Here is a 15,945-nt window from a genome sequence, read left to right as displayed (position 1 = left end):
ATATGTTATGATATTCGTGCTTTTGAAGTGTACAAACGTCCATTCAAAGAGGACAAAATGCAAGGTTTGTCCGCAAGACAGCTAGAGAGGGGAACATCAATGAAAAAAGTGGGCCTGTTAAGCCGTATCATAATTGCGATCCTATTAGGAATCGGTCTTGGGATGATTGCTCCGGATTGGTTCATTCGAATATTTGCTACATTTAATGGGATTTTTGAAAGTTTTTTGAGCTTCTGCATTCCGCTAATTATCGTTGGGTTTATTGTGCCTGGTATTGGCGAACTTGGGCGGGGTGCTGGCAGAATGGTTGGACTAACTGCTATTATCGTATATGCCTCGACGATTGGGGCAGGCATGTTGGCTTACGGTACAGCAGAGCTGACGTTTGATTCGTTGTTGTCAGGATCTTCACTTGTCAATTCGGGTAATCCAGCGGAAAAGCTTTTGAAAGGTTACTTTTTACTAGAGATGCCACCGCTGTTTGATATAATGACTGCCCTTATCTTGGCGTTTATGTTAGGGATCGGGATAACGGTTGTGCAGGCAAAAACGCTAATGAGTGCCTCCGTTGAGCTAAAAGGTATTATAAGCAAAGTGATATCAACTATGATTGTTCCATTGCTTCCGTTTCATATTGCTGGAATCTTTATGAATATGACACAGGCAGGAACTGTTGCAACGATACTGCAGGTGTTTATTAAAGTGTTTGCTGTAATCTTATGTTTGCATGTCATCAGCTTGCTGCTGCAATACTCGATAGCAGGAGCTTTAAATAAGCGTAATCCATTTAAGATGCTGCGGACAATGCTGCCTGCATACTTAACTGCACTTGGTACTCAGTCCTCTGCTGTCACAATTCCTGTTACACTACAGCAGACTAAGAAGCTTGGGACTGACGAGGAAGTAGCAGACTTCGTTGTACCCTTGTGTGCTACGATTCATATCACGGGCTCTACGATTACGATCACATCTGTGGCAGCGGCTATTCTGATGTTGAACGGACATATGCTAACGCTGGAGCAGATGTTTCCATTTATCCTGATGCTAGGTGTTACCATGATTGCTGCGCCAAGTGTTCCAGGTGGTGGTGTGATGGCTGCGCTTGGATTGTTCCAGTCCATGTTAGGATTTGATGCTGCGATGATCAGTTTAGCGATTGCGTTGTACGTGGCGCAGGATAGCTTTGGAACTGCAGCAAATGTGACAGGAGATGGAGCGATTGCCCAAATCATTCATTATTTTAAAAATAAGAGCAAGCAGAAAGATCGTCTGAGGCTTCAGGAGAAGAGTGTTCCTGTGCAGGGATAGAATCAGTTGAATTGAAGTCATGACGCCGCTAATTTTGCGGCGTTTTTGTTATGATGCCATGATCAAAACGTCTGGAAGACCAGAAAATGGTGCATGCGGTTTGTTAGATATGAAAATGAATTTAACTGCCGCAAGTGGTAGGTAAATGTGATATGTTAAAATCAAAGATTGAATATATCAAATAAGTTCGGATGTCGCTTGAAGGGGAGAACTTTATGCCAAATATGATGTCTAAGCTGATATGGTTGATTGGCGCAATTGCGTTAGTATGGCTGAATAATAAGGTGCTGGACTATGGAAGTATGTGGTCTAGTAAGGAATACGTGAATACCTATAATGTTATTGCAAAAGTGCTGGTTGCATTTTGGTCAGGTGCGTACTTGGCTTTAATAGGAGGATTAAGAAGAAGAAAACCCATTCAGAAAATGTTGCTGCTAGGTGTCAGTCTTCCATGTTTGTTTATTGTAATTTTACCGTATTTATCATGGAATATACCCTACGTTAACGTGTGGTTGTTTGAGTTGATGAAAAATTCATATCATGTAACCTATTTTAGTATAGCTAGTGGTTTTACAGCCATGTTGTCCTTCTTCAGATTTCAGATTTGAAGAGGTAAAGTAAACACGCGGAGAACTGTTTTACTCTTTTTGCGATAGCTGTTATTAAAATGTCGATTAAATATATTGGATAAATTGCCGATAAAAAGTATATCAAAGGAAGTTGTAATAGGCGGGGGATCGCATTGAATATAACAAATATGGTGCGCGGTATGATGGGGGATGCAAAGCCCGGAGAGACACGCGCGTTAGAATTAAAAACAGGCCAACAGGTCAGAGGCGTTGTCATGAGTACGTCTGAAAATGGCCGTGAGGCAGTTGTGCAGATCAATGGTGTATCTGTGCGTGCTGTATTAGATACACCTATGCAGCCCGGACAGGCGACATGGCTGCAAGTTCAGGGTCAGCAAGAGGATGGGATGGTTATTCTTAAGCCGTCTGAAGGGCCTAACTCCAAGCCATTGCCATCCATTGCTGAGGCTTTGAAGCAGTCTGGACTGCCAAATGAGCCATGGGCAAGACAACTGCTGAGCGAGTTGCAGAAGAGTGGTATGCCACTTACAAAGGAACTTGTAGATAAGTTGGCGCAAGCGATGGTGATGAAGCCGTCAGGAGTTTCAACAGAACAATGGATGCAGGCTGCAGCAGTTGCGATGAAACGTCAGCTTCCGCTGACTGCGGATAGTTTGCGCGGCTTGCAGCAGGCGATGTTTGGCAAGCCATTGCATGATCTGCTTGCAGCCTTTTCGCGTGCGGGTGATATGCCAGCGCCCATCGGTGCAGGACAAGCTGCTTGGGCTGCGCCGCTCAAGGAAGCGCAAGCGCTTATGCGGGCTTTAGTAGCTGCGATGCCACAAGCAGAGGGGCAGTCTCCTCATTCGGGAAGTCAGTCAGGTACGCCTGTGTCAATGCTTCGTGCGTCAGCCGAAGGCGCACTCCAACAGGGAAGTGGAGCAGGGAATAAAGGCAATAGTACGGGGGCGAGCCAAGCGGGTACTTCGGCTCAAGCGTCACAAACTGGCTCTACGGGAACAACTGCTGGGAGCGGGACGGGCTCGGGGATTAATGGCACAGCTACGGGAGTTGGAAGCACCCAGGGAACAGCAGGGAGTGCTGCGAATATTGGCGCTACGGCCGGTAACGCTGCAGGAGCCTCTACTGTGGGGACATCCGCTAACGGCATAGGATCAGGTCAGCCTCAAGGATCAGCAGGTATTCATTCATCAACAGCAGCACAATCGAACAACGGTGTGTCTACACCAGCATCTGCACAATCAGGCAGTGTTGTTTCGTCAACAACGGGAGCAATAACAGGACAACAAGCTGGCACGAATCAAGTGGCTGGAGCTGGACATGCTGCACCTGAAGGGGCAGGGAATGTAATAGGTCGTATGTTGTCGTTGTTAGGCGTGTCACATGAGCGTGAAGTGCAGCGGGCCATACTGCCGCAACTCTCTCTTTCTGCATCGTCAAATGCATCTGCGCAAGCTCCGGCCTCGGCGCAAACTTCAGCGCCGAATGCACAAGCGGCCCTGGCGTCCGCGATGCCGGACGCAGCGCAGGACGCGTCGCGTGCCACACAGGCGGCACTGACGCGCACGGGCATAGACGCGGCATTGCCCGCTGCTATGCCGCAACAACATGCAGCAGGCACAGCTGCTGCTGCATCTGAGTCGCTGAAGAGCACGCTGCTTCAGCTCCTGCAGAGTGAAGGACTGCCGCCTCACATGAGGGAGGCAGCCCAGCAGATCGTGCAGCACATTACAGGGCAGCAGTTGCTGCTTACAAGTGATCGCTCCCTGCCGTTTTCGCATGTTACGCTGTTTGTCCCGCTTGTTACGCCAGATGGGACGCAGACTGCTGCAGTTCATATCCAATCTCGTCAAGGCGGGAAAGGGGAGCTTGACGCTTCGAACTGCCGTCTTTGGTTTGATTTGAATCTCAAATCAATGGGGCGTACATTGGTAGACGTTAATGTAGTTGATAAGTTAGTTGCCCTTAATGTTCATCATAACGATGAACAAGTACAGGAAATGCTGCAGCCGTTACGACCTGAGATCGATGCGGCCATATCTAAGATTGGCTATCAGTTGTCAGCGTTTAGAACTTTGCCGCTTCCTGATCGTGAGTCTGAGCTGCAGACGCCAGAGCGAACATTTGAGGATTACGCTCCTAAGAATTATAAAGGAGTGGATCTTCGTATATGAGCTCGGAGTCTGTTAATAAGAAGCACAACACGGCCAAACAGCCGGCCAATAAACGAGCAAAGGCAGTCGCCCTGACATATCAGCCAGGACAAAGCGAGGCTCCAGTCGTCGTCGCAAAAGGGCAGGGCCTCATTGCTGAGCAAATATTGTCCAAAGCTAAGGAAAGCGGAGTACCCATTCAAGAGGATGCTTCTCTTGTAGAGGTGCTGTCGAAGCTGGACATTGATCAACAAATTCCTGCAGAGTTGTATCAACTTGTAGCAGAGGTGCTCACGTTTATATACCGTTCTGATCAACGCGCTGCAAAAGGGAGGATGAATCATGAAACGTGATTCTTCCTCTGCCGACAATGGCAATAGTAAAGCAAGAGCTGCGCGTAATAAAGATGACCGCAGAGCACGCGGAGCTAGAGCAGAGCAACTTGCAGCTGCGTACATTGAATCATTGGGATGGATGATTGAAGCGCGTAACTGGCGCTGTCGATCAGGTGAAATAGATCTCATTGCTAGAGATGGGGATTGTATTGTATTTATTGAGGTGCGTAGCCGCAGCATGGCTGCCGCGTCTTTTGGCACGGCAAGAGAGGCACTTGATGTACGAAAGCAGTTGAAGGTCCGGTCGATTGCTGAAGTATACGCAGCTCGCAATCGGCTGGAAGGTAACAAGATGCGCTGTGACGCGGTTGTGATCACGTATTATGAGTTTGGGCAGGAACCGGTGTTGGAGCACATCCAGTCTGCTTTCTGAACGGGGGATGCACAGTAAGGAAATGGATTAAGTTTGTGAGCATTTGATAAATCTGTAATCTTATCTGAATGATTCCCAACGTACAAAGACTTTGTCTATGTTTTACCAATTGAAACAGAAATAATTTTGCAGGTCAATCCGCAAACCCTCTCTAAATTGAAATAGGCTTCACAGGAATACAATTCTTATCTATTACCACACATTCTCCAGTGGACTTCGATTTCACTTTTATGTCCAGAGCAGTCGTGCGGTGTCTGCAGCAAATTGTTAACTCTCCTAATAGATGTACCTCTAACGATTACTCACTATAATTACACTGAATGTGCTTGTCCGCTTAATCTACTTCATAGCTTTGTATTAGGGGCACACCTTATTTGCAGTCTTTTATAATCCCGATGCATTGTATTAATAAGTAAACAACACTACTCATCGTTTTCATTACTGATTTTAAAAAAATGTAGTGAGCGTCTGAGTAGTTGTAGTTTTGAGGCCCCTTTCGGGCAATTTATTTGGGCTGACTCAATTATGATACTTATAGAGCGTATTTGACCAAAGTAGCAGTTGACACAGGAGCGATGATTTTTTTGATTGTTCCTAACTATGAAGCCAGTTTATCATCCCATAAAACCATCGATGGTTCCGATAATTTACCGGATCTAACTGATATAAGGAGAGGGTTAGAATGGGTCTCTGTTTGTCTAACAACGCTTCAATTATTTTTAATTTCATGGTGTTTCTGAATCAAAAGGAGAACGAAAAAAGGGAGTTATTACATAATAACTTCCCTTCATTATTTACTATGAAATGGAACGGCCTTGTGGATGATTTTGTTCCTCAATCTGTGGATGAAACAAACAGAGATTTTGTTCGTTGGGATAACAAACATGTGCTAGAACGAACTGATTTTTTTGGCCCCATGTTTCGTGATAACAATTCTTTAGAGTATGCTTGGAACAGGTTCTCGGACATCTGGTATACAGACACATTCATGCATATTTTAGACATTAATTCAGATCAAGTAATTCCACGGATCGGTGAACACTTGATGCAGATGGGTAGGTCTGAAGGAATAGATATAAAAGGAAACTATTGCATTCAAGTTATAATAGATAAACCTAGCTATGATGTGACAATGCAAAATAAAAACTTCATCCTTGCAACGGTTAAAGAGCTTGAATCCATACTCGATATTTCGAAGAAATTATATGATATGATCAAAGTAAGTTAAATAGAAACCTGTACTTTCTTCTTGTGATAACCTAGCAAATTTTAATATTTTCACATCAAAATAATGCAGCAAAAGCATTATCACCCGCTGGTGCGCCTTCAGAATTACTTGCCTCAAATAACATTATAACTGTAATCCGTAAAAGCATGAATGTAGATGCCCTATCTGCCTCATCTCAGCCAGCTGTATGAATGACAATGTTTGCAACGTCGAAGGCTTGTTATGATAAATCTGTAAACATATGCTTATAGCAGTAACATGAAGTGTTTAATAATGCTCTAGCGACTTATTTTAATTTGTCCATATTACGATAAAGGACGGCCTCTGCGATATGAGCTACGTCTATTTGTTCACAATCATCAACGTCTGCGATCGTGCGTGCAACTTTTAAGATACGATCATGGGCCCTTATACTTAGGCCTAATTGCTCATATACATCCCGCAGCATCTGGGCAGCAGAAGAGGAGAGTGGGCAAAATCGTTGCAGGAGGCTTCCACGTAGCTCGCTATTAAACTGCAATGGGAGCTGCTTGTACCGCGATGCCTGCCTTTCCTGAGCTGCTATCACTTTTAGCTTCATGTCAGCAGAGGAGATGACGGTTCCCGTCCACTCGGCAAGTGGTGCGCGTGGCACCTCGAGCTGAATGTCAATTCGATCAAGCAATGGACCAGAAAGTCGAGAACGGTATTGACTCAGACGAGCAGGTGAACACGTGCAGGTATTCGGAGAAGATCCCCGGATTTTACCACAAGGACATGGATTCATCGAGGAAGCGAGCATAAAGTGAGCTGGGAAACGGAACACTGCGCGAGCCCGGCTGATAGTGACGTGCCTATCTTCCAGCGGTTGGCGTAGAACTTCCAGTGCTTGTCTAGGGAATTCAGGAAGCTCGTCAAGAAAGAGCACGCCGCGATGTGCAAGACTGACTTCTCCTGGCTTCGGAATGGAGCCTCCGCCGATTAATCCAGCTGCTGAAATGGAATGGTGGGGCGCACGAAATGGCCTGCTGCGGATAAGTCCATTTGAAGTTCGATCCCATTTGCCAGACACGCTGTATAACTTCGATACTTCAAGTGCTTCCGTGTCAGTCAAGGCAGGTAGAATTGAGGGCAGTCGACGGATCAGCATTGTTTTTCCTGTACCTGGGGGACCGCTGAGCAGAACGTTATGCATTCCTGCCGCAGTGATGGTTAAGGCTCGTTTAGCAGTTGCTTGTCCTCGTACGTCTGCATAGTCTTCTATATCATCGTCGTAAAGAGGGCGCATCTCGTTATAAGAGGAATCATCTTTATCATCCAGCCATTGCAGCGGAGCGAGCTGAATAATGCCTGCTGTTGAAGTACATTCACGAAGCTGGGATAAGCTGCGAAGACCGTATACGTGAATACCTTCAACTAGCGCTGCTTCTGCTGCATTCCCCTCGGGCAGTAGTACACTGGTTATGCCGTGGCGTTTTGCTTCGTCAACCAAAGAAAGCACCCCTGGGATGACACGTGTGGTGCCATCAAGTGCAAGCTCACCAATGATTAACATCGACTCAAATGGTGCTTCATTCATCTGTTCGCTCGTAAATAACAGTGCGATTGCAACCGCCAAGTCAAATGTTGTACCTTCTTTGCGCAAATCAGCTGGAGCTAAATTAATCGTTATCCGCTCTAGCGGGAATCGCCATCCACAGTTTCGAATCGCACTTCGGACACGATCAATAGATTCCCGCACCGCTGCGTCTGGAAGACCAACGACGTTGACTTGGGGCAGTCCGTGTGCAATATCTATTTCAATCTCAATCAGCTTGCCGTCCACGCCGTAGACGGATGCGCTGCATACTTTTCCATACATAAAAAACACCTCTCCCTTCACATTTCGGGTATGTCTGCCATACTGCGAAATGCGCAAAGAAAGGTGCTTCCTCTACCTTTACGCTTATCTTTAAATTCATTATATGAGCGTTTTCATGCAGTGGTCAATACGAGATTATTTAATAGAGACTGTATAACCAGTTAACAATTTACCATCTATATCAAAATGCGATTGAATCGATATCAAATAAATGTACATTCTTGACAATTTAGGGGCAGTCACGGCAATTGAATCATGATACAATGTGTTCGGATTGGTTTATATTACCGTCGATGCCGACCGTGTCGAAGCAGACGGAAGCGTTTACTTTTTTCGCGTTCTTGTCAGAGCGGTGGGAGATGCATTATGCACTGTGGTGGTTTTTTTAATAAGATTATAGCCAAGCACAGCATCGACATTTACCCAGCTCGCGTCAGTATTTACTTTTACAGGCAAACGATCGGATAGGGGGATTACAATGAATATCCATGAATATCAAGGCAAGCAAGTATTGAAACAATACGGCGTTGCCGTACCAAATGGCAAGGTTGCTTTCACAGCAGATGAAGCAGTAGCAGCAGCTCAGGAATTGGGTACACCGGTAGTTGTCGTAAAGGCTCAAATTCACGCAGGTGGACGCGGTAAAGCAGGTGGCGTCAAGATTGCGAAGAGCTTGGATGAAGTGCGCGAATATGCACAGGAACTGATCGGCAAGGTGCTTGTAACGCATCAGACGGGCCCAGAAGGAAAAGAAGTGAAACGTCTGCTCATCGAGCAAGGCTGCGACATTAAGAAAGAGTACTACGTAGGTATAGTTGTTGACCGCGCAACTGGCCGTGTCGTTATGATGGCATCTGAAGAAGGCGGTATGGAGATCGAAGAAGTGGCTGCACATTCTCCAGAGAAGATCATTAAAGAAATCGTAGATCCTGCGATTGGTCTGCAAACTTTCCAAGCGCGTCGTTTGGCGTACGCTATTAATATCCCAGCTGAGCTGGTGAATAAAGCAGCGCAGTTTATGCTGTCTTTATATCAAGCTTTCGTAGATAAAGACTGTTCAATTGCAGAAATTAATCCGCTTGTAGTGACAGGCGATGGACAAGTTATGGCACTCGATGCGAAGTTGAATTTTGACTCAAATGCGTTGTTCCGCCACAAAGATATCTTGGAACTGCGTGATCTGGATGAAGAAGATGAGAAAGAAATCGAAGCATCCAAATATGACCTTAGCTATATTGCCCTGGATGGCAACATCGGATGTATGGTGAACGGTGCGGGTCTGGCCATGGCTACAATGGACATTATCAAATATTATGGCGGCGAGCCTGCTAACTTCCTTGATGTAGGGGGCGGTGCGACGACCGAGAAAGTTACGGAAGCGTTTAAGATTATTTTGTCTGACAAGAATGTAAAAGGTATCTTCGTCAATATTTTTGGCGGTATTATGCAGTGTGACGTAATTGCGAATGGTGTGGTCGAAGCTGCTAAGCAGATTGGTCTGGATCGCCCGCTTGTTGTACGCTTGGAAGGTACCAATGTAGAACTTGGCAAACGTATTTTGGAAGAATCCGGCTTGAACATCGTATCTGCGGATTCCATGGCTGACGGCGCGCAAAAGATTGTCGCACTGGTTTAATAATCTGCAGACGAAAGGATGGATTGTCGATGAGCATCTTAATCAATAAAGATACAAAAGTAATTACACAAGGTATTACGGGCAAGACTGCTTTGTTCCATGCAAAGGGTGCCTTGGAGTATGGGACACAGATGGTAGGTGGCGTAACCCCTGGTAAAGGCGGCCTTACTGCCGACATCACGCTGGATAACGGAACACTTGTTCAACTGCCGATTTATAATACAGTTGTTGAAGCTAAGCAAGCGACTGGCGCTACAGCTAGTGTAATCTACGTTGCTCCAGCTTTTGCTGCAGACGCCATCATGGAAGCGGTTGACGCAGACTTGGATATCGTCATCTGCATTACAGAAGGTATTCCGGTTCTAGATATGGTCAAAGTGTCACGCTTTATGGAAGGCAAACGTACCGTGCTGATTGGACCAAACTGTCCTGGCGTCATCACGCCTGGAGAGTGCAAAATCGGAATTATGCCTGGATATATCCACACGCCTGGTCATGTAGGTGTTGTGTCACGTAGTGGAACATTGACTTACGAGGCTGTTCATCAATTAACGACTCGAGGAATTGGCCAGTCGACTGCTGTAGGTATCGGTGGAGATCCCGTTAAAGGATTTGAATTTATTGATGTATTAAGCCGTTTTAATGAAGACCCTAACACTTACGCTGTCATTATGATCGGAGAGATTGGTGGAACAGCAGAGGAAGAAGCTGCAGAATGGATTAAAGCCAACATGAAGAAACCTGTTGTGGGCTTTATCGGTGGCGCAACAGCACCTCCAGGTAAGCGCATGGGTCATGCTGGTGCAATTATTTCTGGTGGTAAGGGTACAGCGGCAGAAAAGATCGCCGTGCTTGAAGCATGTGGTGTTCAAGTAGCGCCTACACCTTCTGAGATGGGATCTACGCTTGTTAAAGTACTGGAAGAACAAGGATTGCTTGACAAGTGCATTACGCATCAACACGCTTAATAAGATGAAGGTAAGCAACCTTCCGACGCCATTGCGTTGGGAGGTTGTTTTTTTATTATCAGCCTGTAGGAACATAAGAACATCTGTGAACACAGCGCATTCATACTTGCAATATTTAACGGACTCAAGCACAATAAGGAAAGTGGTCTAACGCTTTCCTTCATTATAAGAGTGGAGGGTTAGAACGATGGGAATATGGTCTAAGCAGCAGCTGTTATTTGGGTTACATTGTATTTCGGGTGTGGGTTGGCATACGATTCAGTTATGCTCTCATACAGTTGGTCTGAATGGCTTGGAGGCATGGCTCGACCGTAATGAAAAGGATTGGCACGAGCTGGGTGTAAAGCCAGCAGTAGCGCAGCGATTGTCCGCCGGGTTTACTGTGGATAGTCTAGATAGACAATTAGAATTGACGTATAAATCAGGGACGCAATGGATTACGCTTATAGATGAGCCATATCCCGAACTGCTCAAGCATATACATGAACCTCCGTGGGTATTGTTTGGCCGCGGAGATATGTCACTTTTAAGCAGACCTTCAATTGCCATGGTGGGTACTCGACAGCCGACTGTATATGGCAAGAAAGTAGCCCATAAGCTAGCGGCGGAGCTGACAGAGCGCAAGTTAATTGTAGTTAGCGGTTTGGCAAGAGGGATCGACGCTGCGAGTCATGAAGGCGCTCTCACAAAAGGTGAGACGATTGCAGTCTTGGGAACTCCCTGCGAGGTTACCTATCCTCCCGAACATTCGGATCTGGCGAGACGTATATCATTAGCGGGTATAGTTATTTCCGAATATCCGATGGGAACAGCACCTCATCCAGGCCTTTTCCCTAGACGTAATCGTATTATTGCAGGCCTGACACTGGGGACAATTGTTGTTGAAGCTGCGCAAAGGAGCGGCGCCTTAATAACCGCCTATTCGGCAATGGAATCATCACGTGAAGTATACGTAATTCCAGGACCAATAACGTCACCTAAGTCTGCAGGAACCTTGCAATTACTGAAAGATTCAAGTGCTAAAGCGATTGATTCGGCAAACGATATTATAACTGATCTTCGGTGTCGGTTGACAACACTCCCCGAGACAGACAATAATGGAACGGTCATGAATTGTTTCAATGAAGCGGCATTGACTGCGTCAGAACAGGCAATACTGGACAGAATTGAAGATAAACCATCTACAATGGACGAATTGCTGCGTGATAGTGAACTGTCATTTGCAGAACTGCATCACATTTTGTTATCCTTACAGTTGAAAAAGCGAATTCATGAGCGCCCAGGCGCTGTATATGATTCGATATGGACGTGAAAGGTTGTTGGAGAGGAGGGTGCGCCTATGGCGGATTCACTAGTAATTGTAGAATCGCCTGCGAAAGCCAAGACCATTGGCAAGTATCTAGGCAGCAAATATATTGTTAAAGCATCTATGGGCCATGTACGTGACTTGCCCAAGAGTCAGATCGGGGTAGAGGTAGAGAATAATTTTAATCCCAAGTATATTACGATTCGCGGTAAGGGATCCGTACTTAAAGAGCTTAAAGATGCAAGTAAAAAAGTGAAAAAAATATATCTCGCGGCTGACCCGGATCGCGAAGGTGAAGCTATTGCATGGCACTTGGCGCATGTGCTTGATATAGATGAGACTCAAGCATGTCGAGTTGTATTTAATGAAATAACGAAGCAAGCGGTGAAGGATGCGTTTAAAACACCGCGTCAAATTAATATGGACCTCGTTCATGCCCAGCAAGCGAGACGTATCCTTGACCGTTTGGTCGGTTATAAGATTAGCCCGCTTTTGTGGAAAAAGGTTAAGAAGGGCTTATCGGCAGGTCGTGTTCAATCGGTGTCCGTTAAGCTAATCATTGATCGTGAGAATGAGATTGATGCCTTTATACCTGAAGAATATTGGACGATTACCGCAATGCTAGAGACGGGAAAAGCAGTCGTTGAAGCTAAGTTTCACAGCTTGAATGGTGCAAAGCGGGAACTTGGATCGGAGCAAGATGTACAGCTAGTGCTGCAAGCGATCCAAGACGGCGATTTTGCCGTTGCAGAGGTGAAAGAGAAAGAACGTTTGCGGAATCCATCTCCGCCATTTACAACGAGCTCAATGCAGCAGGAAGCAGCCCGTAAGCTGAATTTCCGTGCATCCAAGACGATGTCCGTCGCACAGCAGTTGTATGAAGGTGTGGATTTAGGCAAAGAAGGAACGGTCGGTCTGATTACATACATGCGTACGGATTCGACACGTGTTTCCCCTACAGCACAGGAAGAAGCCAATGGATACATTGTCGACAAGTACGGACCGGACTATTGGCCAGAAACGCCGAGACAATACGTGAAGAAATCTGCGAATGCACAAGATGCGCATGAAGCGATACGTCCGACTTCTGTGCTGCGTGATCCAGAGTCGATGAAGCCATTTTTGAGTCGGGATCAATTCCGTCTCTACAAGCTTGTGTGGGAGCGATTCGTCGCAAGTCAGATGACATCTGCCATCATGGATACGATGACGATTGAAATCACGTCAGGAGATGCTGGCTTCCGTGCTAACGGTTCCAAAGTGCGATTCCCTGGTTTCATGAAGGTATACGTGGAAGGTAACGATGACGGTACAGTAGAGACAGATAAGCTGCTGCCGCCGTTGTCTGTAGGAGATAAGCTAAAGAAGCAGGCACTAGAGCCAAAGCAGCATTTTACACAGCCGCCTCCGCGATATACAGAAGCTCGTTTGGTGAAGACGCTGGAAGAGTTGGGAATAGGACGGCCAAGTACTTATGCGCCAACGTTAGAGACGATCCAGAAGCGCGGCTACGTAGCTATTGAAGAGAAGAAATTCATGCCGACAGAGCTTGGGGAGCTTGTAATACAGCAGATGGAGCAGTTTTTCCCAGAAATACTGGATGCGGAATTTACTGCACACATGGAAGAAGATCTTGATCACGTTGAGGAAGGTCAACAGGATTGGGATAAAGTCCTTGCCAATTTCTATGAGTCTTTTGAAAAACGATTAGAAGTGGCAGAAGAAGAAATGAAGGAAATCGAAATCGAGGATGAAGTTTCCGATGAGATTTGCGAGAAATGCGGACGGCATTTTGTATATAAAATGGGGCGCTTTGGTAAGTTTCTTGCATGTTCGGGCTTCCCAGACTGTCGTAACACTAGACCTATCATCAAGGATACAGGGGTAGGTTGCCCTAAGTGCAAGGACGGCAAGCTAGTTGAAAGAAGAAGCAAGAAAGGACGTATCTTCTATGGATGCGACCAGTACCCCACTTGTGATTATGTGATGTGGGATAAACCATCTACGAAGCCTTGTCCATCATGCAGCAGCTTAATGATTGAGAAGCGATCCAAACAAGGCACGAAGCTGCAGTGTACACAGTGTGAGCATACAGAGCAAGTACAAGAATCAGATGACGATGAATAGAATTTAGAGGGATGGCCGCTGGAGCGTTCTGCGGCCATTTCGCTTAAGCAGCAATGAGGGGGAGCATATAGATGAGCAAGTCAAAAGTGACTGTGATTGGAGCGGGTCTAGCAGGAAGTGAGGCTGCTTGGCAGATTGCACAGCAAGGAGTACCCGTGACCTTATATGAGATGAGGCCTGTAGTCAAGACACCTGCCCACCACACGGACCAATTTGCTGAATTGGTGTGTAGTAACAGTTTACGGGCAAATGGTCTCACAAACGCAGTTGGAGTGCTTAAAGAAGAGATGCGAATGATGAATTCGTTAATTATGTACGCTGCGGACAAACATGCTGTTCCCGCAGGCGGTGCGCTTGCGGTGGACCGTGAAGGATTCTCGGAAGAAGTAACTCAGCAGCTGAAAAACCACCCGTTAGTGGAAGTTCGTCATGAGGAAATGGAGTCGATCCCTGTTGATGGCCTAACTGTCATTTCGACAGGTCCGCTGACGTCTCCTTCGTTGTCTGGGCAGATCAAACAATTAATGGGGGAAGAGTATTTCTACTTCTATGATGCAGCTGCGCCGATTGTTGATAAAGACTCTATCGACATGGAGAAAGTATATTTGGCTTCCCGGTATGACAAGGGCGAAGCAGCTTATTTAAACTGCCCGATGACGGAAGAAGAATTTAATGCCTTCTATGAGGCGTTAACTACAGCAGAGACGGCCGAGCTGAAAGAGTTCGAAAAAGAGATATATTTTGAAGGCTGCATGCCAATTGAAGTCATGATGAAACGGGGGAGGCAGACTGCATTATTTGGTCCAATGAAGCCAGTAGGGCTTCCTGATCCGCGTACAGGCAAGACGCCATTTGCGGTAATTCAGCTTCGCCAGGATAATGCAGCGGGTACTTTATATAACATTGTTGGTTTCCAGACACATTTAAAATGGGGCGAACAAAAACGTGTATTCCAGATGATTCCAGGATTGGAGCGGGCGGAATTTGTACGTTACGGTGTTATGCATCGTAATACATTTATTAATTCGCCAAGACTGCTTGAACCGACCTATCAGTTTAAAGAGCGTCCAAACTTGTTTTTTGCTGGTCAAATGACAGGTGTAGAAGGGTATGTAGAGTCGGCAGCTTCAGGATTAATCGCGGGAATTAACGCAGGACGCTGCGCTGCTGAAGAACAGTGTATTACGTTCCCGCATGAGACGGCACTTGGTAGTATGGCGCATTATATTACTACAGCAGACGCTAAGCATTTCCAACCAATGAATGCTAATTTTGGGCTGTTTCCTGCGCTTGAGACCCGTATCCGCAACAAGAAGGATAAGAATGATGCGTTGGCACAACGTGCATTGGATGTGCTGCGCAGCTTTAAAGAACAGCTTGGAACGAAACAACAGTAAAGCACGTATAAAGAAGCAGCCAGAATACTAGCTGTTTCTTTTCCATTTTGAAAGAAGGGTGTGGATACAGATGGAAATGCAATTTCATGCAACAACGATCTGTGCGGTCAGACATAATGGCCACGGCGCAATTGCCGGAGATGGGCAGGTTACTTTTGGGCAAAATATGGTAATGAAGCAGCATGCCCGCAAAGTTAGACGGTTGTACCGCGGTCAAGTTTTGGCTGGCTTTGCTGGATCTGTAGCGGATGCAATAACGTTGTTTGAGAAATTTGAAGGCAAGCTCGAGGAGCATCATGGTAATTTGCAGCGTGCTGCAGTGGAATTGGCTAAAGATTGGCGTCAAGATCGAGTGCTGCGCAAGCTTGAAGCATTAATGATTGTGATGGATGCCCAGCACATGCTGCTTATATCGGGTAATGGTGAAATTATTGAACCAGATGACCACGTCTTAGCGATTGGCTCAGGTGGTTCCTTTGCCTTATCGGCAGCTCGTGCATTGAAGCGACACGCGGCTGACATGACCGCAAAGGAAATGGTAGAAGCATCACTTCGTATCGCAAGTGAGATTTGTGTATATACGAATGACAATATCGTTGTAGAAGAATTGTAAACGCAACATAA

General features: G+C 46.1%; 14 protein-coding genes. 13 read left to right on the top strand and 1 reads right to left on the bottom strand.

Features of this window, described 5'->3' with window-relative positions:
- The first annotated feature begins 99 nt into the window (after nucleotides 1-99).
- The 6 genes from MH117_RS08780 to MH117_RS08755 all read left to right on the top strand — a co-directional run bounded on the left by MH117_RS08780 (nucleotide 100) and on the right by MH117_RS08755 (nucleotide 6,047).
- Nucleotides 100-1,308, top strand: a complete 1,209-nt coding sequence (locus MH117_RS08780; protein ID WP_239328694.1) for a dicarboxylate/amino acid:cation symporter — start codon at nucleotides 100-102, stop codon at nucleotides 1,306-1,308.
- A gap of 215 nt (nucleotides 1,309-1,523) precedes the next feature.
- The gene (locus tag MH117_RS08775) at nucleotides 1,524-1,916 is read left to right on the top strand and encodes a hypothetical protein (protein ID WP_239328288.1); all 393 of its coding nucleotides are present in this window, start codon (nucleotides 1,524-1,526) and stop codon (nucleotides 1,914-1,916) included.
- Between the two features lie 134 nt (nucleotides 1,917-2,050).
- Nucleotides 2,051-4,072: a DNA ligase gene (locus MH117_RS08770; RefSeq protein WP_239328287.1), complete on the top strand. Its 2,022-nt coding sequence runs from the start codon at nucleotides 2,051-2,053 to the stop codon at nucleotides 4,070-4,072.
- On the top strand, nucleotides 4,069-4,404 hold the full coding sequence (locus tag MH117_RS08765; RefSeq protein WP_239328286.1) for an EscU/YscU/HrcU family type III secretion system export apparatus switch protein: 336 nt from the start codon (nucleotides 4,069-4,071) through the stop codon (nucleotides 4,402-4,404). Before MH117_RS08770 ends, MH117_RS08765 begins: the two co-directional genes overlap by 4 nt.
- A complete protein-coding gene (locus MH117_RS08760) occupies nucleotides 4,394-4,819 on the top strand; it encodes a YraN family protein (RefSeq protein WP_239328285.1) in 426 nt (141 codons plus the stop codon). Before MH117_RS08765 ends, MH117_RS08760 begins: the two co-directional genes overlap by 11 nt.
- A 694-nt stretch (nucleotides 4,820-5,513) precedes the next feature.
- Complete coding sequence (locus tag MH117_RS08755; protein ID WP_239328284.1) at nucleotides 5,514-6,047, top strand: hypothetical protein; 534 nt, start codon at nucleotides 5,514-5,516, stop codon at nucleotides 6,045-6,047.
- Nucleotides 6,048-6,333: 286 nt separating this feature from the next.
- Here the strand turns inward: MH117_RS08755 and MH117_RS08750 are convergent, their stop codons facing one another.
- Nucleotides 6,334-7,887, bottom strand: coding sequence for a YifB family Mg chelatase-like AAA ATPase (locus MH117_RS08750; protein WP_239328283.1), 1,554 nt, complete (start codon nucleotides 7,885-7,887; stop codon nucleotides 6,334-6,336).
- 248 nt (nucleotides 7,888-8,135) lie between these two features.
- Here MH117_RS08750 and MH117_RS08745 point away from each other — a divergent pair, with 248 nt between their 5' ends.
- The 7 genes from MH117_RS08745 (at nucleotide 8,136) to hslV (ending at nucleotide 15,934) form a co-directional block, all read left to right on the top strand.
- Nucleotides 8,136-8,276 (top strand): hypothetical protein, encoded by a 141-nt coding sequence (locus MH117_RS08745; RefSeq protein WP_239328282.1) that lies wholly within the window; start codon nucleotides 8,136-8,138, stop codon nucleotides 8,274-8,276.
- Nucleotides 8,277-8,365: 89 nt separating this feature from the next.
- Nucleotides 8,366-9,523, top strand: coding sequence for an ADP-forming succinate--CoA ligase subunit beta (sucC, locus tag MH117_RS08740; protein ID WP_239328281.1), 1,158 nt, complete (start codon nucleotides 8,366-8,368; stop codon nucleotides 9,521-9,523).
- Between the two features lie 29 nt (nucleotides 9,524-9,552).
- Nucleotides 9,553-10,491 carry a succinate--CoA ligase subunit alpha gene (gene sucD / locus MH117_RS08735; protein ID WP_239328280.1) on the top strand — a complete coding sequence of 313 codons (939 nt, stop codon included), beginning with the start codon at nucleotides 9,553-9,555 and terminating at the stop codon, nucleotides 10,489-10,491.
- 187 nt (nucleotides 10,492-10,678) lie between these two features.
- Nucleotides 10,679-11,803: a DNA-processing protein DprA gene (dprA, locus tag MH117_RS08730; protein ID WP_239328279.1), complete on the top strand. Its 1,125-nt coding sequence runs from the start codon at nucleotides 10,679-10,681 to the stop codon at nucleotides 11,801-11,803.
- Nucleotides 11,804-11,830: 27 nt separating this feature from the next.
- Nucleotides 11,831-13,924: a type I DNA topoisomerase gene (gene topA, locus MH117_RS08725; protein ID WP_239328278.1), complete on the top strand. Its 2,094-nt coding sequence runs from the start codon at nucleotides 11,831-11,833 to the stop codon at nucleotides 13,922-13,924.
- A gap of 71 nt (nucleotides 13,925-13,995) precedes the next feature.
- Nucleotides 13,996-15,321, top strand: coding sequence for an FADH(2)-oxidizing methylenetetrahydrofolate--tRNA-(uracil(54)-C(5))-methyltransferase TrmFO (trmFO, locus tag MH117_RS08720; protein ID WP_239328277.1), 1,326 nt, complete (start codon nucleotides 13,996-13,998; stop codon nucleotides 15,319-15,321).
- A gap of 70 nt (nucleotides 15,322-15,391) precedes the next feature.
- The gene (gene hslV, locus MH117_RS08715; protein WP_239328276.1) at nucleotides 15,392-15,934 is read left to right on the top strand and encodes an ATP-dependent protease subunit HslV; all 543 of its coding nucleotides are present in this window, start codon (nucleotides 15,392-15,394) and stop codon (nucleotides 15,932-15,934) included.
- Nucleotides 15,935-15,945: the final 11 nt, after the last annotated feature.

It is taken from the genome of Paenibacillus sp. ACRRX (assembly GCF_022346885.1).
GTDB lineage: Bacteria > Bacillota > Bacilli > Paenibacillales > Paenibacillaceae > Paenibacillus_B.
Note: the sequence above shows the minus strand (reverse complement) of the source record. Positions and strands in the feature narration are given on the sequence as shown.